Below are 21,931 nucleotides of genomic sequence, written 5' to 3'. Positions count from 1 at the left end.
TTCACTATGTTTTCCCGACGCAATTTCTTCCGCGGCGCCGGAGCGCTGACCGCGGCCGTGTCCGCCGGTGCCGTCAGCCGCGTAGCCATGGCGGCTCTTCCCGAGCCGGTGCTGCAGACCCGGCCCGACACCATGCCACCACTGCTTCCCGACACCGGCCGGCCCTACAACCCCGTCGTGACACTGAACGGCTGGACGCTGCCTTGGCGAATGAACCAGGGCGTCAAGGAGTTCCACCTGGTTGCCGAGCCCGTCGTGCGCGAGCTGGCGCCGGGCATGAAGGCGCATCTGTGGGGCTACAACGGCCAGTCGCCGGGGCCCACGATCGAGGTGGTGGAGGGCGACCGCGTGCGCATCTTCGTCACCAACAGGCTGCCCGAGCACACCAGCATCCACTGGCACGGTCAGCGCCTGCCCAACGGGATGGACGGGGTGACCGGGCTGACGCAAAAGGCCATACAGCCCGGCCAGACCTACGTCTACGAGTTCGTCGCGCGCCGGCCCGGTACGTTCATGTACCACCCGCATGCCGACGAGATGACGCAGATGGCCATGGGCATGATGGGTTTCTGGGTCACGCATCCGAAGGTCAAGAACCCGCTGATCGATGCAGTGGACCGCGACTTCTGCTTCCTGCTGAATGCCTTCGACATCGATCCGGGCGCCGCGACGCCCAAGATCATGACGATGACGGACTTCAACCTCTGGTGCTGGAACAGCCGCGTCTTCCCGGGCATCGACACGCTGAATGTGCGCAAGAACGACAAGGTGCGCATCCGCGTTGGCAACCTGACGATGACCAACCATCCCATCCACGTGCACGGCCATGAGTTCACGGTCACGGGCACCGATGGCGGCCCCACGCCCAAGGCAGGCCGCTGGCCAGAGGTCACGACAGACGTCGCCGTGGGCCAGATGCGCCAGATCGAGTTCATCGCCGACGAAGAGGGCGACTGGGCTTTCCACTGCCACAAGAGCCATCACACGATGAATGCGATGGGGCACGACGTGCCGACCATGATTGGCGTGGATCACCGCGGCCTGGCCGGCAAGATCGGCAAGCTGGTGCCCGACTACATGGTGATGGGTGAGCGCGGCATGGCCGACATGGGGGAGATGGAGATGCCCCTGCCTGACAACACCTTGCCCATGATGACGGGGCAGGGGCCTTTCGGCGGTGTCGAGATGGGCGGCATGTTCTCCGTGCTCAAGGTCCGCAAGGACCAGAAGCGCGGCGACTACAGCGATCCCGGCTGGTACCAACACCCCAAGGGCGAGGTCGCTTTCGAGTGGACCGGCGCGCTGCCCGAGCCCGCGCGCTTTGCCGCAGAGGGAGGCCAGTCTATGCCGCGCAAGAAACCGGCACCGGCTGCCGAGGTCAACGTCCGCAAGCCCACAGGCCATTCCGGCCACTGAACAACCACTCAAGGAACAAGCCATGACATCGAAGACCTTCCACACCCTGGCCGCACTGGTGCTGGCCGTCGCCGCCGGCACGAGCTTTGCCAGCGGCCAGCATGCCGGTGGCCATGGCGGCGACGCCATCGGCAAGCCCGGCGTCGCCGCCAAGGCCACGCGCACTGTGCGTATCGACATGACTGATGCGATGCGCTTCACGCCGGCCAGCATCGCCGTCAAGCAGGGCGAGACCGTGCGATTCATCGTCAAGAACTCGGGCCAGCTCAAGCACGAGATGGTGCTGGGCACCGTGCAGGAGCTCAAGGAGCACTACGAGGTGATGAAGAAGCACCCCGAGATGGAGCATGCCGACGAGAACATGGTCAGCGTTGCGCCGGGCCAGACCGGCGAGATCGTGTGGCAGTTCACGCGCGCCGGCAAGGTCGACTTCGCCTGCCTGCAGCCTGGTCACTACGACGCAGGCATGAAGGGCGCCGTCCAGGTCGCAGCCAAGGACAGCCATGCCGGCCACAAGCACTGAACGCCGGCCCGAGCTCGTGCGGCGCGGCCTGCTGGCCGGTGCCGCCGCCTGGGCGCTGTCTGCGGCGGCCCCGGCTGCGCCCGCCGTGGGAATCCAGGTCTGGAAGGACCCGAGCTGTGGCTGCTGCAAGGACTGGATCCAGCACCTGGAGGCTCACGGCTTCCGGGTGTCGGTCAGCGACAGCGGCAACATCGGCGCGCGCCGGCGCCTGGGCATCGCCGAGAAGTACGGCTCCTGCCACACCGCGCGCGTGGGCGGCTATGCCATCGAGGGCCACGTGCCCGCGCGCGAGATCCTGCGCCTGCTGAAGGAGCGACCGCAGGCACTTGGGCTGGCCGTGCCGGGCATGCCGGTCGGATCGCCGGGCATGGATGGCCCCGTCTACGGCGATCGCAAGGACCCCTACGACGTACTGCTGCTGAGCAAGGACGGCAGTGCCAGCGTCTATCAAACCTACCGTTGAAGAAACACCTCATGAATACCATCAAGACCCTGACCCTGGCCGCCGTCGCGGCCATCACCACCACCTTCGCCGGCACGGCGCTTGCCCAGGCCATGGACCACGGCAAGATGCACGGCGCAGGCACGTCTGCGTCCGCAGCTGCCGAGATGACCGACGGCGAGATCCGCAAGGTCGACAAGGACAACAAGAAGCTCACCATCAAGCACGGTGACATCAGGAGCCTGGACATGCCTGGCATGACCATGGTGTTTCAGGTCAAGGACCCGGCGATGGTCGAGCGGGTCAAGGTCGGCGACAAGATCCGCTTCAAGGTCGAGAAAGGCGCCAGCGGTTTTGTCGTGACGGAACTGCAGCCGGCCGCGCAGTGATGCCGCCCGTCGGCCCGGTGTTGCCGGGCCGACGGGACTTGACCTTGCCACCGTGGCAAGGCCGAGACTGAGTCCGCCTTGCCAGCGGTGGCGGCTGGGATCTATCGGGGACACTCTATGAAGCACGAACACGAGGCGCAGCCAGCGCAGGCCGGGCATGCGCAGCACGCGCACCATCACCCCACCGGCGCAGCGCCGGAGCCGGCTACGGGCGCGGCGGTGATCTACACCTGCCCCATGCATCCGGAGATCCGCCAGGATCACCCGGGCAACTGCCCCAGGTGCGGCATGACGCTGGAACCGCTGCTGCCCGAGCTGCAGGTGCAGGACGACCCGGAGCTGGTCGACTTCCAGCGCCGCTTCTGGTGGACGTTGCCGCTGACGGTGGGCGTCGCCGTGCTGGCGATGGCCGGCCACCGGCTGCGGTGGTTCGAGATGGCCACGCAGAGCTGGATCGAGCTGGTGCTGACGCTGCCGGTGGTGCTGTGGGCCGGCTGGCCCTTCTTCCGCCGCGGCCTGGAGTCTCTGGTGAACCGCAGCCCCAACATGTGGACGCTGATCTCGCTGGGCACCGGTGCCGCCTTCGTTTACAGCGTCGTCGCGACGCTCGCGCCCCAGGCCTTTCCGGCCTCCTTCCAGGCCATGGGCCGGGTGGCGGTGTATTTCGAGGCCGCGGCAGTCATCGTCTCCCTGACGCTGCTGGGCCAGCTGCTCGAGCTGAAGGCGCGCTCGCAGACCTCGGCTGCCATCAAGTCGCTGCTGGGCCTGGCGCCCAAGACCGCGCGGCGCATCGACGTGCTGGGCGTGGAGAGCGACGTTCCGCTGGCTCAGGTGCATGTGGGTGACCTGCTGCGCGTGCGGCCCGGCGAGAAGGTCCCGGTGGACGGCGTCGTCGTTGAAGGCCGCAGCGCGGTGGACGAGGCCATGCTGACCGGCGAGCCCGTTCCCGTCGTCAAGTCGCCGGGCGACGCGCTGATCGGTGCGACGCTGAACACCAGCGGCGCGCTGGTCATGCGCTCCGAGCGCGTGGGCGCGGCGACCATGCTGGCCCAGATCATCCAGATGGTGGCCCAGGCCCAGCGCTCGCGCGCCCCCCTGCAGCGCATGGCCGACCGCGTGGCTGGCTGGTTCGTCATCGCCGTCGTCGGCGTTGCCGTGCTGACGTTGCTAGCCTGGGGCTGGCTAGGCCCCGAACCCAGCTGGGTCTATGGCATGGTCAACGCCGTCGCCGTGCTCATCATTGCCTGCCCCTGCGCACTGGGGCTGGCCACGCCCATGTCGATCATGGTGGCCACTGGCCTTGGCGCGACCCGAGGCGTGTTGTTCCGCGACGCGGCGGCCATCGAGAACCTGCGCAAGGTGGACACGCTGATCATCGACAAGACGGGTACCCTGACCGAGGGCCGGCCGGTGTTTGACCGGCTGGTCCCGGCGTCCGGTGTCGACGAATCCGAACTGTTGCGCCTGGCCGCCAGCCTGGACCAGGGGAGCGAGCATCCGCTGGCGGAAGCGATCGTCAAGGCGGCGCGCGAGCGCGGCCTGGTGCTGGACAGGCCGGAGGGCTTCGAGTCCGGCAGCGGCATCGGCGTGCGGGGCAGCGTCGGCGGCCGCAGCCTGGCGCTGGGAAACACCGCGCTGATGGAGCAGTTGGGCGTCGCGGTCGAGGCGCTGCTGCCGCAGGCCGAGGCGCTGCGGACCGAGGGGGCCAGCGTGATGCACCTGGCCGCCGACGGCCGTCTGCTGGGCCTGCTTGCCGTGTCCGACCCGGTCAAGGCAAGCACGCCAGAGGCGCTGGCGGCACTGCGTGCTGCCGGCGTGCGCATCGTCATGGCTACTGGCGATGGCCTGACCACCGCCCGCGCGGTGGGCGCGCGGCTCGGCATCGACGACGTGCATGGTGAGGTGAAGCCGGCCGACAAGCTGGCGCTGGTGGAGAGGTTGCAGGCCGAGGGGCGCGTTGTCGCGATGGCCGGCGACGGCATCAACGACGCGCCGGCGTTGGCAAAGGCCGATGTCGGCATCGCGATGGGTACCGGCACCGACGTGGCTATGAACAGCGCCCAGCTCACGCTGGTCAAGGGCGACCTGCGCGGCATATCGGTGGCGCGCACGCTGTCCGAGGCCACGGTCGGCAACATGAGGCAGAACCTGGTGTTCGCCTTCGTCTACAACGCGCTGGGCATCCCGGTGGCGGCTGGCCTGCTGTACCCCTTCACCGGCTGGCTGCTGTCTCCCATGATCGCTGCGCTGGCGATGAGCCTCAGCTCGGCCTCGGTCATCGCCAACGCGTTGCGCCTGCGGCGTACGGACTGATGAGCCTGCGCTTGCCCCCACCCGCCGCCGCGCCGCATGATGATGGCTGTCGCCCGGTGCCTGCCGGGCCTTGATGGAGTGAAGATGATGGAAAAACCGTTTCATGGCTTCTCCGAGCTGTTCAAGCAGCTGGGACTGCCCGCAGGCGATGCCGAGATCGCCCAGTTCCTGCGCCGGCATGCGCCGCTGCCAGCCGACGTCGCGCTGGCCGATGCGCCGTTCTGGAGCACTGCCCAGGCCAGCTTGCTGAGGGAGGAGCTGGCCGAGGATGCCGACTGGGCAGAGGTCGTCGACCAACTCGACGCGGCGCTGCGCGAGCCTGGGGCCGGGTCTTCGACGCGGGCTTGACCTGACGCAACACCACCAGCCGTCCCCCCCGCCTATCCTTGCCGTCATGCTGCTGACCCGACGCTTGCGCCGCTGGATTGCCTGCGGCCTGATGCTGGCCCTGCTGTCCATGCAGCTGGCCGTGGCGGCCTATGCCTGTCCGCAGCTGGCGCGGGAGTTGCAGCCGGTCGCGATGGCCGTGGCGATGCCGGGCTGTGACGGTATGCCCGGGTCCATGGACCTGGAGCAGCCGCAGCTCTGCCAGGCTCATTGCGTCAAGGACGCCCAGGGCACCGCGGCGCCGCCAGCGCCCGACCTGCAGCCCAACCCCGCCGCGCTGACGCTGCTTTTGGGCGTCGTCGAGCCGCTGCTGCCGGCCCTGCCTGCGGCGTTCGCGGCAGGGCACGCGCGCACGCTGGCGCGTCCGCCGGGCGCGCCGCCCCTCTACCTCTCGCTGCTGATCCTCAGGAATTGAGCCGGACGTTGGTCGGTCGCGCATCCGGCGCGGCTGATCGTCGTTCGAGTCTTGATACCGAGGATCACCATGAGCACTCCTTTTTGCGGCCGCGCAGTGCCTGCGCTGCTGTTTACCCTCGCGGCATGTGCCGCTACACCAACGCTTGCGTTGAGCTACGCCGAAGCCCTGGCGCTCGCCGAACAGCAGGCTCCTGGCCTGCGGGCTCAGCGCGCCAGCGTCGATGGCGCACAGGCCGCCCAGGCAGGTGCCGGCGCGCTGCCCGACCCGCGGCTGTCGCTTGGGGTCGAGAACCTGCCCACCAGCGGTATGGACCGCTGGAGCCTGACGCGCGATTTCATGACCATGCAGCGCGTCGCGCTGATGCAGGAGGTGCCTAACGCTGCCAAGCGCGCCGCCCAGGCCGAGACGGCCCAAGCACGCGCAGCGCGCGAGCGCGCGCTGCTGACCGTGCAGCGCCTGCAGCTGCGCCAGGCGCTTGGGACGGCCTGGACAGGCGTGCGCAGCGTCGAGCAGCGACGTGCGGTGCTGCACCAACTGCTGGTGGAGAACGGGCGCCTGCAGCAGACGCTGCCTGCCCGCATCGCCGGCGGTGCTCCGGCGGCTGAGCTGCTGATGGCGCGCCAGGAGGCGCTCGCTTTGGCCGACCGCATGGACGAGCTGCAGCGCGACGCCGACAAGTCGCGCGCCGCGCTGCGTCGCCTGATCGGGGTGTCGGCCGATGCAGCGCTCGATGATGATGTGCCACTGCCGCTCCTGCAGGCAGACGAGCTGCGCGCCCGGGTGCATGGCCACGCCGAGCTGGCAGCCTATCCCGCCCAGCAAGCCATGGCGCGTGCCGAGCTGCGCGAAGCCCAAGCCGAGTCACGTGGCGACTGGAGCTGGGAGGTGGCCTACAGCCGGCGCGGCCGGCAATGGGGCGACATGGTGTCGTTGCAGATCAGCTTCGAGCTGCCGTGGCAGAAGGAGCGGCGCCAGCAGCCCGCGCAAGCCGCCAGGCTGCGTGAGGCCGAGCGCGTCGATGCCGAACGCGAAGATGCCGAGCGGCGGCACCGCCAGGAGCTCGACGACGACCTCGCGGAGCTGCAGTCCCTGGCAGGGCAGATAGGCCGCGCGCAAGCCGACGGCCTGGCCCTGGCCCAGGAGCGGCTGGCCCTGGCGATGGTGAGCTACGAGGCCGGCAGGGGCGAGCTGGGCGCCGTGCTGGCGGCGCGCGGCCAGTTGCTGGAGCTGCGCCTGCGCCTGATCGAGCTGAGGGCGCAGCAGACGCTGCTGTGCGTACGCCTGAATTCGCTGTCGCAGGAGTAGGCCATGAAGACCACGACTTTCGTGCAGGCACTGGGCCTGCTGGCCCTCGGGGCGGGACTTGGCGTCGCGCTGTCGCGCTGGCTGCCGACGGCGGCGGTTCAACCCCTGGCGGTGGCCGAGCGCAAGGTGCTGTACTGGTACGACCCCATGGTGCCGGGACAGAAGTTCGACAAGCCGGGCAAATCGCCCTACATGGACATGCAGCTGCAACCCATGTATGCCGACGAGGCGCCTGCCGAAGCCCCATCGGTGCGCGTTGCGCCAGGCATGGTTCAGGCGCTGGGCCAGCGCACGGCCACCGTGGAGCGGCGCGAGCTCGCCGTCCATGTGCAGGCACCGGGCTCCGTGCAGCTCAACGAGCGAGACGTGAGCATCGTCCAGTCGCGCAGTGCCGGCTTCGTCGAGAAGGTCTTTGCCCGTGCTCCCGGCGACGTGATCGCCGCCGGTGCACCGTTGGTGGAGCTGCTGCTGCCGGACTGGGTGGCGGCGCAGCGCGAGCACCTGGCGGTACGCGCGCTAGGCGATGCGACGCTCAGCGCGGCCTCGCGTCAACGCCTGTTGCTGCTGGGCATGCCGGAGGCGCTGGTGGCGGCGGTTGAGCGTAGCGGCCAGGTTCAGGCCCGCCATACCGTCGTTGCGCCTCAGGGCGGGCTGATTGCGGAACTGATGGTGCGCCAGGGCATGGCGGTGTCGGCCGGCATGAGCCTGGTGCGTATCAACGGGCTGGCCTCGGTCTGGTTCGAGGTGGCCGTGCCGGAGGCCCTGGCCGGCGCCGTCGTCCTTGGCCAGGCCGTCGAGCTGCGCCTGGCGGCTTTTGGCGGCGAGGTCTTCAAGGCGCGCGTGGCGGCCGTGCTCCCCGAGGCCAGCGGTGAGACACGCACGCTGAAGGTGAGGCTGGAGCTACCCAACCCCGGGCTGCGTCTGAAGGCCGGCATGTCCGGCCAGGCCAGCCTGCAAGGCCCGGCACGCGTCGAACTGCTGTTGCCCAGCGAGGCGGTGATACGCACGGGCCGTCGCGCGCTGGTCTATGTGGTGGATGCTCCGGGCCGCTTCCGGCCTGTGGCTGTGCAGGCGGGCCGCGAGGTGGACGACTGGCTGGTCATAGATGCCGGCCTGCAGGCGGGGCAGCAGGTCGTCGCGTCGGCGCAGTTCCTGATCGACTCCGAGGCCAGTCTGCGCGGTGTGCTGCCGCAGGCGTCGGCGTCGGCGGTGCAGCCCGAGGTCTACAGCACCCAAGGCCGCATCGACGCGTTGGGCCGCAGCGAGCTGACGCTGTCGCACGAGGCGGTCCCGGCGCTGCGTTGGCCGGCCATGACCATGGACTTCAAACTGGCCGACGCCGGGCTTGCGGCGGGCCTGAAGCCGGGGCAGGCGGTGAGCTTCAGTTTCAGCAAGCAGGGCGAGGACTATGTGGTGGTGGACATCCGGCCGCAGACGGCGTCCAAGGCAGGCCGGCCATGATCGCGCGGCTGATCCGCTGGTCGGTCGGCAACCGACTGCTGGTGCTGCTGGCGACGCTGCTGCTGCTGGCCTGGGGCATCTGGGCCGTGCGAAGCACGCCCATCGATGCCTTGCCCGACCTGTCAGACGTGCAGGTCATCATCCGCACCGGCTATGCAGGCCAGGCGCCGCAGATCGTCGAGAACCAGGTGACCTACCCGTTGGCGACGACGCTGCTGTCGGTGCCGGGCGCACGATCGGTGCGCGGCTTCTCGTTTTTCGGCGACTCCTTCGTCTACGTGCTGTTCGAGGACGGGACCGACCTGTACTGGGCACGCTCGCGAGTGCTTGAGTCCCTGAACCAGGTGCAGGGGCGCTTGCCGGCCAGCGCCAAGCCGGCATTGGGGCCGGATGCCACCGGCGTGGGCTGGATCTTTCAGTATGCGTTGGTGGATCGCAGCGGCAGGACCGATCTTGCCCAGCTGCGCTCCTTGCAGGACTGGTTCCTGAAGTTCGAGCTGAAGAGTCTGCCCAACGTGGCCGAGGTGGCCAGCGTGGGCGGCATGGTCAGGCAGTATCAGGTGGTGTTGGACCCGACCCGGCTTGCGTCGCTGGGCGTGACCCAGGCCCAGGTGCGAGACGCACTGCAGGCCGCCAACCAGGAAGCCGGAGGCTCGGTGCTGGAGCTGGCGGGCGCCGAGTACATGGTGCGTGCCAGTGGCTACCTGAAGACACTGGCCGACTTCCGCGCCATCCCGCTGGCGGCGCGTGCTGGCGTGCCGGTGCTGCTGGGTGACGTGGCGAGGGTGCAGCTCGGGCCGGAGATGCGGCGCGGTATCGCCGAGCTGGACGGGGAGGGCGAGGTGGCCGGCGGCGTGGTCATCCTGCGTTCGGGCAAGAACGCTCAACAGACCATTGCCGCCGTGAAGAACAAGCTGGCGGAACTGCAGGCCGGCCTTCCAGCAGGCGTGGAGATCGTCACCACCTACGACCGCAGCGCGCTGATCGAGCGCGCCGTGGACAACCTGACCTACAAGCTGGCCGAAGAGTTCCTGGTCGTCGCGCTGGTCTGCGTGGTATTCCTGTGGCATCTGCGCTCGGCGCTGGTCGCCATCATCTCGCTGCCCCTGGGCGTGCTTGCGGCCTTCGTCGTCATGCGCTACCAGGGTATCAACGCCAACATGATGTCGCTGGGCGGCATTGCCATCGCGGTCGGTGCCATGGTCGATGCGGCGGTCGTCATGATCGAGAACGCGCACAAGAAGCTGGAGGCCTGGCAGCATGCTCATCCAGGGCTGGAGTTGGTCGGTGCGCAACGCTGGCGGGTCATCACCGAGGCGGCCGAGGAGGTCGGGCCTGCACTGTTCTTCTCGCTGCTGATCATCACGCTGTCCTTCATCCCCGTGTTCACGCTGGAGGCGCAGGAAGGGCGACTATTCGGTCCGCTGGCCTTCACCAAGACCTATGCGATGGCGGCAGCGGCGGGGCTGTCTGTCACGCTGATCCCGGTGCTGATGGGCTACTGGATCCGCGGCCGCATACCCGAGGAGCAGAAGAACCCGATCACGCGCGCGCTGATCGCCGCCTACCGACCTGCGCTGGAATGGGTGCTGCACAGGCCAAGGGCCACGCTGGTCATCGCAGTGGCGGTGCTGGCGACGACGGCCTGGCCGCTGGCGCGGCTTGGCGGTGAGTTCCTGCCCAGCATCGACGAGGGGGACCTGCTGTACATGCCCTCGGCGCTCCCAGGGCTCTCGGCCCAGCGCGCCGCCGAGCTGCTGCAGCTGAGCAACCGCATGATCAGGAGCGTTCCAGAGGTCGAGCGCGTGTTCGGCAAGGCGGGCCGTGCCGAGACGGCCACCGACCCGGCGCCGCTGGAGATGTTCGAGACCACGGTCAAGTTGAAACCCCGCGAGCAGTGGCGTCCCGGCATGACGCCGGACAAGCTGATCGAGGAGCTGGACCGCGCTGTGCGCATCCCGGGCCTGGCCAACATCTGGATCCCGCCCATACGCAACCGGGTGGACATGCTGGCGACCGGCATCAAGAGCCCCATAGGCGTGAAGGTCAGTGGCACGGACCTGGCGGCGATCGACCGCATCGCCGCCGCCATCGAGCAAGTGGCCAGGACCGTGCCGGGCGTGTCGTCCGCGCTGGCCGAGCGGCTGACCGGCGGGCGCTATGTCGACGTGCGTATCGATCGCGGGGCCGCCGGGCGATACGGCCTCAGCGTGGCTGACGTGCAGGCCATCGTCGCCGGTGCCATCGGCGGCGAGAACGTGGGCGAGACGGTGGAGGGGCTGGCGCGCTATCCGATCAACCTGCGCTACCCCCGAGAGTGGCGGGACTCGCCGCAGCGGCTGGTCCAGCTGCCGCTGCTGACGCCAACCGGCCAGCAGATCACGCTGGGCACCGTCGCCGAGGTGGTCCTGACGGACGGTCCGCCCATGCTGAAGAGCGAGAACGCCCGGCCCTCGGGCTGGGTCTACGTCGATGTGCGCGGCCGCGACCTGGCTGCCGTGGCGAACGACCTGCGCGAGGCGGTCGCCCGGTCCGTCCGGCTGGAGCCGGGTGCCAGCATTGCCTACTCGGGCCAGTTCGAGTATCTCGAGCGTGCCAACGCCCGGCTGAAGGTGGTGGTGCCGGCCACGTTGCTCATCATCTTCGTGCTGCTCTATCTGACTTTCAGGCGCGTGGACGAAGCCGTGCTCATCATGGCCACCTTGCCTTTCGCACTGATTGGTGGCATCTGGTTCCTGTACCTGATGGGCATGAACCTGTCGATCGCAACCGGCGTGGGCTTCATCGCACTGGCCGGTGTCTCGGCCGAGTTCGGTGTCGTGATGCTGGTCTATCTGCGCCAGGCACTAGAGGCCCGACTCGGCGCGGGGCAGCCCATGTCGCGCGAACTGCTGCTGGACGCCATCCGAGAGGGTGCGGTGCTGCGCATCCGCCCCAAGGCCATGACGGTGGCTGTGATCCTGGCCGGCCTGGTCCCCATCGTCTGGGGCAGCGGCACGGGCATCGAGGTGATGAGCCGGATCGCCGCGCCCATGCTGGGGGGCATGCTCACCGCACCGATGCTGTCGTTGTTCCTGATCCCGGCGGCGTTCCTGTTGAGGCGAGGGGCGCCGGGCTGAGCAGCATGGGCTGTTTCAGGAAAATCCGAACCGGTCCGCCGCGGCCAGCGAGGCCAGCGGCAGCCGGGTGCTCGGCTGCTCGCGCGCTTGCAGCGCCTCTGGCAGCAAAGACCTGTCCCCGCGGCGTCCCAGGGCCACGACCACCTGAACGACGAAATCCTCGGGGACGGCCAAGTTCCTGCCGAGCGCCTCTCGGTCGAAGCCGCCAACGGTGTGCGCATGCCAGCCGGACAGCGATGCCTGGAGCTTCATGTAGGCGCTGGCGGCGCCGGTATCGAAGGCATGCATGCCATTCAGCTTGGGCGTGTCTTGACCCGGCGGCGTCCAGCGCTGCTGGGAGATCACCGTCACCAGCGCCGCGGCGCGCTGGGCCCAGCTCTGGTTGGTGGGGCTGAGCGTTGCCAGGATGTTGGCGAAGCCCGGCGTTCCCCGCAGGGCATAGACGAAGCGCCACGGCTGGGCGTTGAATCCCGACGGCGCCCAGCGCGCAGCTTCCAGAAAGGTCAGCAGCGTGGCTTCGTCCAGTCGTTCGTCGGTGAAGGCGCGCGGCGACCAGCGCTGCAGGAACTGGGGATCGATGGGATGGTGGGATTCGCGTTCGGACATGGGGCGTGTTCGGTGAAGGGAGGGAGGGTCAGAGGGCCTGCGCCAGCAGCTCGCTGCTGAGCCGGCGGGCCTCCCGCAGCGGCGTTGGGGCTATCCACTGCTGGACGTCGAAATCATGCTGGATGAAGCCCCATTTCAGCAGGAAGGCCTTCTGGACCTCCAGGGCGTGGATGGCAGTGTCGGTCAGCTCCGTGCCCTGTCTGCGATGCACGTCGCTGCCATAGGCCAGCCGCACCCAGGGCACCTCCCCGCCGGTCTCGCGGCTGATGTAGGCCAGCGTCTCGTCGGGGTGATGGGCGGCCCAGTCCTCCACGGCGACGATGCGTGCCAGGAAGCGTGCAGCGAGGTGCGGGTGCTCATCCAGCAGAGACTGGTGCACGGTGATGGGCCGCGGCGCGCCGTTGTGGATGCGCACCAGCGGGTCGGGGTGGCGACTGATGTCGAACAGCAGGCGCGCGCCGGTGAGGTGGGCGAGTTGCAGCCCGCGATCGCCCTTGAGGTAGATGGCGTCCACGTCGCCGCGCTGCAGCGCGCGCATCAGCAGCTCGTACTCGGCCTGGGCGTGCTGGTAGGTGTGTGCGTTGCCGGGCAGGGCGGTGGCTGGCTCCACGGCCAGGTCGACGAATTCCACCTGTGACGGTGCCAGACCCGCCACGTCCAGCGCAACCAGGAAACCGTGCAGGGCCTCGGAACGCCGGCTTTCGATGCGGCTGCTGTACAGCGGCAGCCCGATGCGCCGGCCGCGCAGGTCGTTCACGCTGCGCAGACCGCTGCCGGGGCGGCAGACGATGCCCTGGTACTCGTCCAGCCAGTTCATGCCCACGACGCGGCTGGCGGCACCCTGCGAGCGCGCCCAGATTGCCGGGACGTTGCCGCCCTGGCGAAAGGAGTTGGGCAGGTGGTGGTCCAGGCGGGAGGTCCGCAGCGCAGGATCCGGGGTTTCCTCAAGCGTGAAGATCTTGATGCCTTCACTGCGGAACTCGTCGTGGAACCAACCCAGCTGCGAGGCCAGCCCCAGCGGCGTGGGATTGGGCGTGCGGGTGTACCAGAGGATGTCGGGCACAGGGCTCATGGGTTGCGTCTTGTCGGTGTTGAAGGGCTCGCGGGACAGCAAGCCCATGGGCCGTGTCGCCGCGTGTCAGGCCTCCGCTGCCTGATCCAGCTGGGTTGCGTCCGTGTCCGTGTCGTCACTGCCCGGTCCGTCGCCGATCAGGCCGTGCCGCTTCAGCAGCGTGCGCATCACGTTGCGCGACACGCCGAGAACTGCGCCCGCCCGCACCTGGTTGCGGCCACTGTGACGGTAGCTTTCCTCGACGAGCAGCCGCTCGATGTTGTTGAGCAGGCCCTCGGGCGGCGCTTCGAGGAAGCCGTGCACCGCACGGCGCAGCAGTTGCTGCGGGTCTTCGTGGGAGGGCGGGGGCGGCGCGCTTGCGAAGGGCGCGGGTGGCAGGGCGGTGGGCAACTGCCGGCGGACTGGCTGGCCGGCCAGCTTGAGGTGCTCGGGTCGGATTTCCTGCCCGGACGCGACCAGCAGCGCGAAGTGGATGACGTTCTCCAGCTCGCGGATGTTGCCCGGCCAGTCGTAGGCAAGCAGTGCTTCCAGCGCGGCCTCGCCCAGCCGCGGCTCCGGCAGGCCAAGGCGCTTGCTGTATAGCGCCAGGAAGTGCTTGGCCAGCGGCTCGATGTCGGCCAGGCGCTCGCGCAGTGGCGGCAACCGCAGTTGCACGATGTTGAGCCGGTAGAACAAGTCCAGCCGGAAGTGGCCGGCCGAGACCGCCTCGCCGAGGTCCACGTTGGTGGCGGTGACCAGGCGTACGTCCACCGGCACCGCCTTGCGCGATCCCAGTCGCACGACTTCGCGCTCCTGCAGCACCCGCAGCAGCTTGACCTGCAGCGACAGCGGCAGGTCGCCGATCTCGTCGAGGAACAGCGTGCCGTGGTTGGCCGCCTCGAACCAGCCCTCGCGCCGGCCCTGGGCTCCCGTGAAGGCGCCTGCCTCGTGGCCGAACAGCTCGCTCTCCGCCAGGTGTTCCGTGATCGCGCCGCAGTTGATCGCCAGGAATGGTCCTGTGCGCCGGCTGAGAGTGTGGATGTGGCGTGCGATCAGCTCCTTGCCGGTGCCGGAGTCGCCGCCGATCATCACCGGCGCAGTGCTCGGCGCGACGCGCTCGATCAGTTGCAGCACGGCTTGCGAGGCTGGGTCGACGAAGGCTAGCGAGCGGGCGCGGATCGACAGCGGGCCGGCCGATGCGCCATCCAGGGTCAGCAGTGCGGTATGGGGTGCCCCTTGGTCTTGCATGGTCCGACTTCCTCCTGTCATGCTGATCCGCCGTCGCCCGGGAAACGGCAAAGCGACATGCTATGGAGGCGGTCTGCAGGCGCGAACGAAGCTTAGGCAGCATGCTTATGCGATGTTTTCCCTAAGGCACCGCAGCCGGGTCAGAGATCGGTGGCTGGCAGCAGGTGCAGTTCGCGGGCGCGCTCGTAGAGCTGTCCCATCTTCCATTGCTGGGCCAGTACGCCCGGGCCCAGGTCGCGCGAGCCGCCGATGGACTCGGCCAGCAGCTGGATGCGCGCGCCTTCTTCCAGCAGCAGGATGAACTCGGCCGTGTTGCGCAGGCCACCGGTGCCCCACACGGTGGAGCCGCCGTTGGCTTCCAGAATGGCGGAGGTGTGGCGGTTCTCGCGCAAGCGGTCGAGGATGAACTCCACCTCGGGCTGGCGGCGGTCGATGTAGACCGGCAGTTCGCGGAACAGCTTGTAGCGCTGCACCGGCACGTAGCGGATCGGTAGCGTGCGGTGCGTCTGTGCCCAGGCGCCCAGATAGGGCGAGTGCACGTGCGAGACCGTGGTGATCTCCGGGTGCTCGACAAACAACTTGGTGTAACGCGCCTGGCCGCGGCCTGCATAGACGGTTCCGTCCAGGCCGGTGACGCTTGCCGTCAGCGGCTTGTGCTTGTCAAACGGACCGGGGTAGTTCACGGAGACGAGCTTGTCCTCGCCGGGAATGCGCTCGATGAAACCGACGGTGCCGTTGGCGGTGATGGTGCCGGTCTCGCGGTACGCGTCGAAGATGACGGCGGCCTGCTGCGTGACCTGCTGGACGAACTCCTGGGCGGAAGGGCTGAGCGTGGGGGCGGACATGATGATCCTTTGAGAGGCGGATTGGGGGGCGGGGTGGGTTGCTCAGGCTGCCAGCGCGATCGGCGCCTCAGCCGCGGGCTGCGTCGGCCAGCCCAGTAGGGTGCGGGCCTGTGCGGCGGCCAAGGCGATGCGCTCGTGGCTGGCCGTGCGGTCGGCGCCGAGCTGGTAGTTCTCGAACTCGCTATCGCGCACGAACACGCCTGCCGGCACGGTGTGCAGCTCCAGGAAGCTAGCCAGCGGCCGCCACTGATGCTCGAGTACCAATGCATGCCTGTCGCTGCCGCCGGTGGCGGCCAGCACGGCCACCTTGCCGCGCAGCCATGCCGGGTCCAGCAGGTCGATGAAGTGCTTGAAAAGGCCGCTGTACGAGCCCTTGTAGACGGGCGAGCCGAGCACGATGACGTCGGCGCGAGCGAGCAGCTCCTGCGCGTCGCGGACGACGTCAGGGATGTTGTCGAAGCCGGTGACGGCGGCCAGCGCGGGGGCGATCTCGGCGATGTCGATAAGGTCCACCTGCGCGTTGCGCGGCGCGTGGCCCTGGGCGAGGGCGTCTGCGATGGCATGGACAAGGGCGCGGGTTCGGGACGGGCGGCTCAGGGAGCCGCTGAGGGCGACGATGCGGTGCATGGCGGGTTCTTTCTCGGGTGAGCTTGGAATCGGGTGTGGCGCGGGCTCAGGCCAGCCAGAGCTTGTCGAAGCGCCACGTCGGAAAATGGGTGTGCTCCGGCTCGAGGCCGCCCACGCGGCTGGAGGCTGCATCCAGCGTGTTGGCGAAACCCCAGATCAGCAGGCTGCCGCGCTCCCACTGGATGCGCTGGGCCTCGTGCACCAGCGGCGCACGCTTGGCAGCGTCGGGCTGCTGCATCGCCGCCGTCACCAGCTCGACGAAGCGTGGGTCGCGGAAGCGCGTCTTGTTGACGACGGCATGCGGCCCGTCGGCGTGCAGCGCCGAGGTCAGCCAGCCGTGTCCTAGCGAGCCGCCCGTGCTGATGGGCCAGCTGCCGCGCAGCGGTCCCGCGAACGTGGCGGCGTCGACCTGCTTGACGTTGATACGCACACCGGCCTGCTTGGCCTGTTCCGCGAACACCAGCGCGGGGCGCGCGCCGGCAGCGGTGGTCACCAGTTCCACCTGCAGGTTCTCGTGGCCGGCAGCCTTCAGCAGCGCGCGTGCCTGGACCAGGTCTTGTTGCCGCTGCGGGATGCCGTGGTCGAAGGTAGGGTCCTGAGGCGCGTAGAGATCGTTGGCGATGCGCCCCTGGCCGTTGAGCGCCCGGTCCACCAGCTCCTGGCGGTTGGCGATCAGCCGGAAGGCCTGGCGCACGCGCACATCGTCAAAAGGAGCGAGCTCGACGTTCATGTCGAAGGACTGCCAGTAGTTGGTCTCGGAGACCACCACGCGCAGCCCGGTGGCCTGTTGCAACAGCGGAAGCTGCTCGGGCGAGATGGCATTCACCACGTCCACCTGGCCGTTCTGCAGAGCCTGCAGCCGCGAGGTCTGGTCCTTGAAGTCGATGATCTCCAGCTCGTCAGGGTAGGGGCGGCCGGGCTTGAAGTAGTTCTCAAAGCGAGTGAACAGCGAGCGCTGGCCGGGCACGAACTCCTTGAGCTTGAACGGGCCGGCACCCACGGGGTTCGTGATCGGGTCGTAGTCGGTGGGCACGATGCCGCCGAAGTTGACCCAGGTGTCCGCCAGTGGCACGTAGCCGCGCCCGTCGCGGAAGGTGACGCGCACCGTGCGTTCGTCGAGCTTCTTCAGCCCGTCACGGTCGACGACGGCCACCAGACCGGCGTAGGGGGAGGCAAGCTGCGGGTCGGTCAGGCGACGGATCGAGAAGATCACGTCGTCAGCGCTGATGGTCTTGCCGTGGTGGAACTCAAGGCCGGGACGCAGGCGGATCGTCCAGCTCGTCGCGTCGGGGCTGACTTCTGCGGACTCGGCCAGTGCCAGGTCCGGGGCCATGTCTGAGCTCCATTCCCACAGCTTGCTGTAGAGGGCGAAGCCGCGCAGCGTGGAGGCGCCAGCAGCCGGCTTGTGCGCATCGAGGTTGCCGGCCTGGCTGCCGTCGACCACGCCCAGGCGCAGCCGGCCGCCGCGCCGCGGCGACTGCGCCAGTGGCGCGCTGGCGGCGGTGGAGCTACCGGAAGCCGTTTCGTGCGGGCTGCAGCCGGCCAGCCCCAGCGCACCGATGCCGGACCAGCCGCCCATCGCGATGGTCTGTGCCAGCCAGCGGCGTCGCGAGAGGTCGTGTTCGTTCATGGCGGGCGTCATCAGAAGTGGTAGGCGAAGCCGAGCTGCGCGCTGCGCGCCGGGCTGGGCACGAGGAACTCGTTGGTCGTGCCGGTGAGGCCCGCGCTGTAGTTGCGCTCGTTGGTCAGGTTGCGCACCGTCAGCGACAGCTCCCAGCCGGGCTGGCGGTAGTACAGGGTCCAGTCGAAGGCGTGTTCGGCGGGGACCCTGGCCGTCTGGGTGATGCTGGTGAACCAGCTGCTGGTCCACCAGCCGGCCAGCTGTGTTCCCCAGCCGCCGTCGAACTGGTAGTCCACGAAACCGCTGGCTGAATACTTGGGAATGCCGGGGGCCGTGACTGCGCCGGGCGCGGGGCGCTTGTTCAGCACGTTGCCGTCGCCGAAGACCGTGGCGTTGTCGGCTACGAAGCCCCAGGGCGAGAAGAATCCGCCGGAGCCGAAGGAGACATAGTCGTAGCGGGCGCGAATCACGCTCGCGTTGGCGCCGGCCGACCACTGGTTGGACAACTGCGCACGCAGCGAAGCTTCGCTCCCCTGCACGCGCAGTCGCGCAATGGAGCCGTCTGGCGCCGGCGAGAGGTCGCGCTCGGCCTTGTACCAGGCCAGTGAAGCGAACAGCCTGCCCGGAATCAGCTCGGACTTGGCGCCCACTTCGCGCAGGTTGGACAGGCTGCGGAACGCCAGCGGGTTGAGCTTGTTGTTGCTGCCCCAGGTCAGCACGTCGGCGAAGCCGCCGGTGTTGAGTGCGTAGGAGCGATCCACGGTGGCGTAGACGGTGCTCTGCTCAGTGGGTTTCCACAGCAGGTTGACCTGCGCGGCAGGCAGCCAGGCGGCGTAGTCGTCGCTGGCGACCTGCGCGGTCGTGACGGCCAACGGGTTCTCGATGTGGGCGTTGACGCGCGTGGCGCTCAGACCCAGGTTGATGCCGTATCGACCGTCCAGCAGCGTGTTGATCTGGGTGAAGACGGTGCGGCTGGTCCAGTCGCCGCGGGAGGTGTAGGTGGCGCCGCCGACGGTGGCAGAGCCACCAGGTTCAGCGTACAGGCCGCCGTCCACCGCATACATCTTGGGCAGGTTCAGGTAGCCGAACGCGGTCAGCTGCGGGACGCCTGCCGTGCCAATCCAGGAGCCCGAGCCGGCCGGCGTGGCCAGTCCGTAGATGGTGGCCGGCGTCTTCAGCGCGCCGCTCACGGTGAGGTCGTACGGCGAGGTGAAGAAGCTGTTGTTGGCTGCCAGCGTCTGGTAGCTCTCGCGGCGGTAGGTGCCGCCGGTGTTGCTCTGCACGTCCACGCCCACGCCGCCGAGGTTGAAACGGTGATGTCCGCGCAGCTCCAGCCGGTTGTCGGCGAGGTGGTCGCTGAACTGCGAGAAGAAGCTGCCCACGGAGTCGCCGGTGTCCTTCGAGTACTGGAACAGCGTGCTGTTGGCAAGGCTCCACTCGGGCGCCAGCTCGACGACGGCGCGCAACTGCGAGGTGATGCGTCGGGCGGTGTTCTTGTCGTCAGGCCGTGAGAAATCGGAGCGCGACAGCGAAACCAGGCCGTTCCCCGGCGTGCTTGGGTCGTAGACCCAGCCGCGCACAGTGCCGGGGCTGGTGTTGCCGCTCAGGAAGGAGGGCAACTCAGCGCCGCTCAGCAGCGGCCCGGCGATGTACTGGTTGCTTGCGTTGGGCGTGCGCTTCACCCAGCCGGTGATGGCGCTGTTGTAGGCGCCGGAGGCATAGACGGGCGAGTAGTAGCTGGTGGTGCTGCCCACCGTCTGCGCAATGATGGGCGTGGCGCGGCCGCCCCAGTACTGACCCGAGTCGACGAGCTGCTGCGTCGCGCGGTTCCAGCCGTGGATGACGTTGAAGTCGTAGTAGTCGTCCAGCGCCGCGTTCCAGTCGATGCGCACCCGCTCGCTGGGCTTCCAGGCCAGTGCGCCGTAGGCGGCGTTGTAGTTGTTGCGCACGCCGTCGTAGTAGTCGTCGGCGCGCTGCGGAGTGAGGCTCACGCGATAGGCCAGGGTGTCACCCAGCGGGCCGGTGCTGTCCAGCGTCAGGCGTCTCGAGTCCCAGCTGCCCACGCTGCCACTGATCGTCGTGCGCTGCTGCGCGAAGTCCGGTTTCTTGGCCAGGTAGTTGGCGTAGCCGCCGCTGCGACTGCTTGCACCGAACACCTGCGACGGCGGACCGGCCACGATGTCCACGCCTTCGAAAGCATTGGTGTTGAACGGGTGACGGACGTTGTAGGTGCGCTGGCCGTCCTGGAACAGCTCCGAGGCCTGGCCGCGGATCAGCGGTGCGATGGAGACGTTCTGTCCGCCGTTGCGCGTGATGCCGGGCGCATAGCGCACCAGATCGTCCGCGTTGCGGATGGGCTCGCGCTGCAACTGCTCCTCGCTGATCTGCGACACCGCGCGCGGCGTGTCGACGACGGCGGCGGCGAGGCCATCCACCGAACCGCTCGGGCGGCCTGGCAGCGTGGAGCTCTTGCGCCGGCCGCTGACGCTGACGGCCTCGATGCGCTGTACGCCACCGCCGACGGCCGCGTCCGCAGCAGCGTCGTCGGTCTGGGTGGTGGCGGTCGCCGTGTCCGCCGACTGGGCCAGGGCCGCGCCCGCGCACAGCATCCCGCAGGCGATGCCCACGGCGGCCAGGCGAGGGGAGGTGGAGCGGATGCGGCGATGTGCGGACTGCATGGGGGCGGTGGAAGTGAATGGGGTGGCCCCTGTCTTTGCAGCATTCATGCCAGCAGTTGCGGCCGCACAAACGGCCTCTGCGGGCCACTTCGATGACTGTCGTGCTGGCTTCTGCGCACCCCGCTGCTGGCCTGTGGCCAGCGCTGCGCAGGCTTGCGCGCCGCTGTGGCGAAGTCGCTCGGTAACCCCGATGAATAAAGGGTCTTGGCCCCGGCATGTGTCTTGCACCGGTGCTGGGGTTGTTACTCCTATCGAGAAGGAACCCCATGGGAATCAAGATTCTTTGGTACATCAGCAGCCCCGACGGCCCCGTGCCGTGGGAGGCGCAGCACGCCTGGCTGAACGACCTCGGCCAGTTGCAGGCTCAGGCCCGCAACATCGACCGCCTGGGCTTCTGGGGCGCACTGCTGGCTACCGATCAGCACGAGTCGCTGACGCTGACCGCGACGCTTGCGCCCATCACCGAGCGCATGCGATTCCTGACGGCCCAGCATCCGGGCCTGATCACACCTGCCAAGCTCGCGCAGATGGCACTCACCGTGGACCGCTTCAGCAACGGGCGACTGGTCTTCAACGTCGTCAATGGCAACGACGCGGGGCTCAAGAGCATGGGCATGCCCATCCCGCACGATGAGCGCTACGACTACAGCTATGAGTTCTGGGACGCCTTCCAGCAGCTGTACGCCGGCTCCAACGACGGCTACCAGGGCAAGTACATCCAGATCGCGCCACGTGCGGTGGTGCCGCTGCGCGGCCCGTTGCCACCCACGCAGACGCCCACCATGCCACTGTGGGGCGCTGGCACCTCGGCGCCGGGCGTCGAGCATTCCGCCAAGCTGCTGGACTGGTACCTGAGCTTTGCCGATGCACCGCCACGGCTGGGCGAGAAGTTCCGCAAGGTCGGCGAGCGCGCCGCCGCGCACGGCCGCAAGCTGCGTTTCGGCACCCGGTTGCAGATCATCGTGCGCGACACCGAGGAGGAGGCCTGGGCGCATGCGCAATGGATCCTCGACCAGACATCGCACGCCACCGCCGTGCGCCTGGCCTCACGCCAGCTCGGCCCCAAGGGGCTTGACGAGGAGGTGCACAGCGACGACCCACTGGTGCACAAGCGCCTTGCAGCGCTGCGTGCTGGAAAGCTGCCCGACTTGCGCGACCTGGAGGTCTACCCCAACGTGTGGGTGGGCCCCAGCCCGTTCGGCTTCGACATCCTGCATCCCTGGGCCGGTACATGGATCGTCGGCAGCACCGAGCAGGTGGCCGAGCGCATCCGGGAGTTCCACGACCAGGGCACGGAGGCTTTCATCCTGTCGGGCTGGCCGCTGGTGCCGGAGGCCCAGCGCATCGCGCGGACGTTGCTGCCGCTGCTGAAGGACGACCTGGAGCACGGCTTCGAGCTGCCGGCCTTCGACGAGGCCGATCCGGTGCACGCCGAGCTGGCTGCCACGTTGCCGGGCTACGCCGCACCCTGACCCCGCAAGG

18 protein-coding genes are annotated in these 21,931 nt (G+C 68.6%); 11 read left to right on the top strand and 7 right to left on the bottom strand.

The features are described 5' to 3' along the window. The first annotated feature begins 6 nt into the window (after nucleotides 1–6). The 10 genes from QM732_RS12425 to QM732_RS12380 all read left to right on the top strand — a co-directional run bounded on the left by QM732_RS12425 (nucleotide 7) and on the right by QM732_RS12380 (nucleotide 11,773). Complete coding sequence (locus QM732_RS12425) at nucleotides 7–1,416, top strand: multicopper oxidase domain-containing protein (protein WP_415656445.1); 1,410 nt, start codon at nucleotides 7–9, stop codon at nucleotides 1,414–1,416. 22 nt (nucleotides 1,417–1,438) lie between these two features. Then, entirely contained in the window at nucleotides 1,439–1,939 is a 501-nt protein-coding gene (locus QM732_RS12420; protein WP_415656444.1) for a plastocyanin/azurin family copper-binding protein, read from the top strand. Next, complete coding sequence (locus QM732_RS12415; protein WP_415656443.1) at nucleotides 1,920–2,402, top strand: DUF411 domain-containing protein; 483 nt, start codon at nucleotides 1,920–1,922, stop codon at nucleotides 2,400–2,402. Before QM732_RS12420 ends, QM732_RS12415 begins: the two co-directional genes overlap by 20 nt. Before the next feature lie 11 nt (nucleotides 2,403–2,413). Next, complete coding sequence (locus tag QM732_RS12410; RefSeq protein ID WP_415656442.1) at nucleotides 2,414–2,770, top strand: copper-binding protein; 357 nt, start codon at nucleotides 2,414–2,416, stop codon at nucleotides 2,768–2,770. A 117-nt stretch (nucleotides 2,771–2,887) separates the two neighbouring features. After that, nucleotides 2,888–5,083 carry a copper-transporting P-type ATPase gene (locus QM732_RS12405; protein ID WP_415656441.1) on the top strand — a complete coding sequence of 732 codons (2,196 nt, stop codon included), beginning with the start codon at nucleotides 2,888–2,890 and terminating at the stop codon, nucleotides 5,081–5,083. 87 nt (nucleotides 5,084–5,170) lie between these two features. Further along, the gene (locus tag QM732_RS12400) at nucleotides 5,171–5,431 is read left to right on the top strand and encodes a DUF2789 domain-containing protein (protein ID WP_415656440.1); all 261 of its coding nucleotides are present in this window, start codon (nucleotides 5,171–5,173) and stop codon (nucleotides 5,429–5,431) included. Nucleotides 5,432–5,477: 46 nt separating this feature from the next. Continuing rightward, a complete protein-coding gene (locus QM732_RS12395; protein WP_415656439.1) occupies nucleotides 5,478–5,885 on the top strand; it encodes a hypothetical protein in 408 nt (135 codons plus the stop codon). A gap of 69 nt (nucleotides 5,886–5,954) precedes the next feature. Next, complete coding sequence (locus QM732_RS12390) at nucleotides 5,955–7,193, top strand: TolC family protein (protein ID WP_415656438.1); 1,239 nt, start codon at nucleotides 5,955–5,957, stop codon at nucleotides 7,191–7,193. A 3-nt stretch (nucleotides 7,194–7,196) separates the two neighbouring features. Continuing rightward, entirely contained in the window at nucleotides 7,197–8,654 is a 1,458-nt protein-coding gene (locus tag QM732_RS12385; RefSeq protein WP_415656437.1) for an efflux RND transporter periplasmic adaptor subunit, read from the top strand. Beyond that, a complete protein-coding gene (locus QM732_RS12380) occupies nucleotides 8,651–11,773 on the top strand; it encodes an efflux RND transporter permease subunit (protein ID WP_415656436.1) in 3,123 nt (1,040 codons plus the stop codon). The genes QM732_RS12385 and QM732_RS12380 overlap by 4 nt, the downstream gene beginning before the upstream one ends. Nucleotides 11,774–11,788: 15 nt before the next feature. On the opposite strand, the gene QM732_RS12375 is transcribed toward QM732_RS12380, so the two are convergent. The 7 genes from QM732_RS12375 to QM732_RS12345 all read right to left on the bottom strand — a co-directional run bounded on the left by QM732_RS12375 (nucleotide 11,789) and on the right by QM732_RS12345 (nucleotide 20,449). Then, complete coding sequence (locus tag QM732_RS12375; protein ID WP_415656435.1) at nucleotides 11,789–12,379, bottom strand: nitroreductase family protein; 591 nt, start codon at nucleotides 12,377–12,379, stop codon at nucleotides 11,789–11,791. Between the two features lie 28 nt (nucleotides 12,380–12,407). Further along, the gene (locus tag QM732_RS12370; RefSeq protein ID WP_415656434.1) at nucleotides 12,408–13,499 is read right to left on the bottom strand and encodes an ABC transporter substrate-binding protein; all 1,092 of its coding nucleotides are present in this window, start codon (nucleotides 13,497–13,499) and stop codon (nucleotides 12,408–12,410) included. Between the two features lie 18 nt (nucleotides 13,500–13,517). Then, nucleotides 13,518–14,678 (bottom strand): sigma-54 interaction domain-containing protein, encoded by a 1,161-nt coding sequence (locus QM732_RS12365; protein WP_415656433.1) that lies wholly within the window; start codon nucleotides 14,676–14,678, stop codon nucleotides 13,518–13,520. 140 nt (nucleotides 14,679–14,818) lie between these two features. Beyond that, entirely contained in the window at nucleotides 14,819–15,523 is a 705-nt protein-coding gene (locus QM732_RS12360; protein WP_415656432.1) for a class II aldolase/adducin family protein, read from the bottom strand. 42 nt (nucleotides 15,524–15,565) lie between these two features. Further along, nucleotides 15,566–16,150, bottom strand: coding sequence for an NAD(P)H-dependent oxidoreductase (locus tag QM732_RS12355; protein WP_415656431.1), 585 nt, complete (start codon nucleotides 16,148–16,150; stop codon nucleotides 15,566–15,568). Between the two features lie 46 nt (nucleotides 16,151–16,196). Then, on the bottom strand, nucleotides 16,197–17,780 hold the full coding sequence (locus tag QM732_RS12350; RefSeq protein WP_415656430.1) for an ABC transporter substrate-binding protein: 1,584 nt from the start codon (nucleotides 17,778–17,780) through the stop codon (nucleotides 16,197–16,199). A gap of 11 nt (nucleotides 17,781–17,791) precedes the next feature. After that, on the bottom strand, nucleotides 17,792–20,449 hold the full coding sequence (locus tag QM732_RS12345; protein ID WP_415656429.1) for a TonB-dependent receptor: 2,658 nt from the start codon (nucleotides 20,447–20,449) through the stop codon (nucleotides 17,792–17,794). Nucleotides 20,450–20,715: 266 nt separating this feature from the next. On the opposite strand from QM732_RS12345, the gene QM732_RS12340 reads away from it, so the two are divergent. Next, on the top strand, nucleotides 20,716–21,921 hold the full coding sequence (locus tag QM732_RS12340) for an LLM class flavin-dependent oxidoreductase (RefSeq protein WP_415656428.1): 1,206 nt from the start codon (nucleotides 20,716–20,718) through the stop codon (nucleotides 21,919–21,921). Nucleotides 21,922–21,931: the final 10 nt, after the last annotated feature.

Source organism: Roseateles sp., from assembly GCF_047654805.1.
In the GTDB taxonomy this organism is placed as follows: domain Bacteria; phylum Pseudomonadota; class Gammaproteobacteria; order Burkholderiales; family Burkholderiaceae_C; genus Pelomonas.
This window is presented reverse-complemented; position numbering and strand designations above follow the sequence as displayed.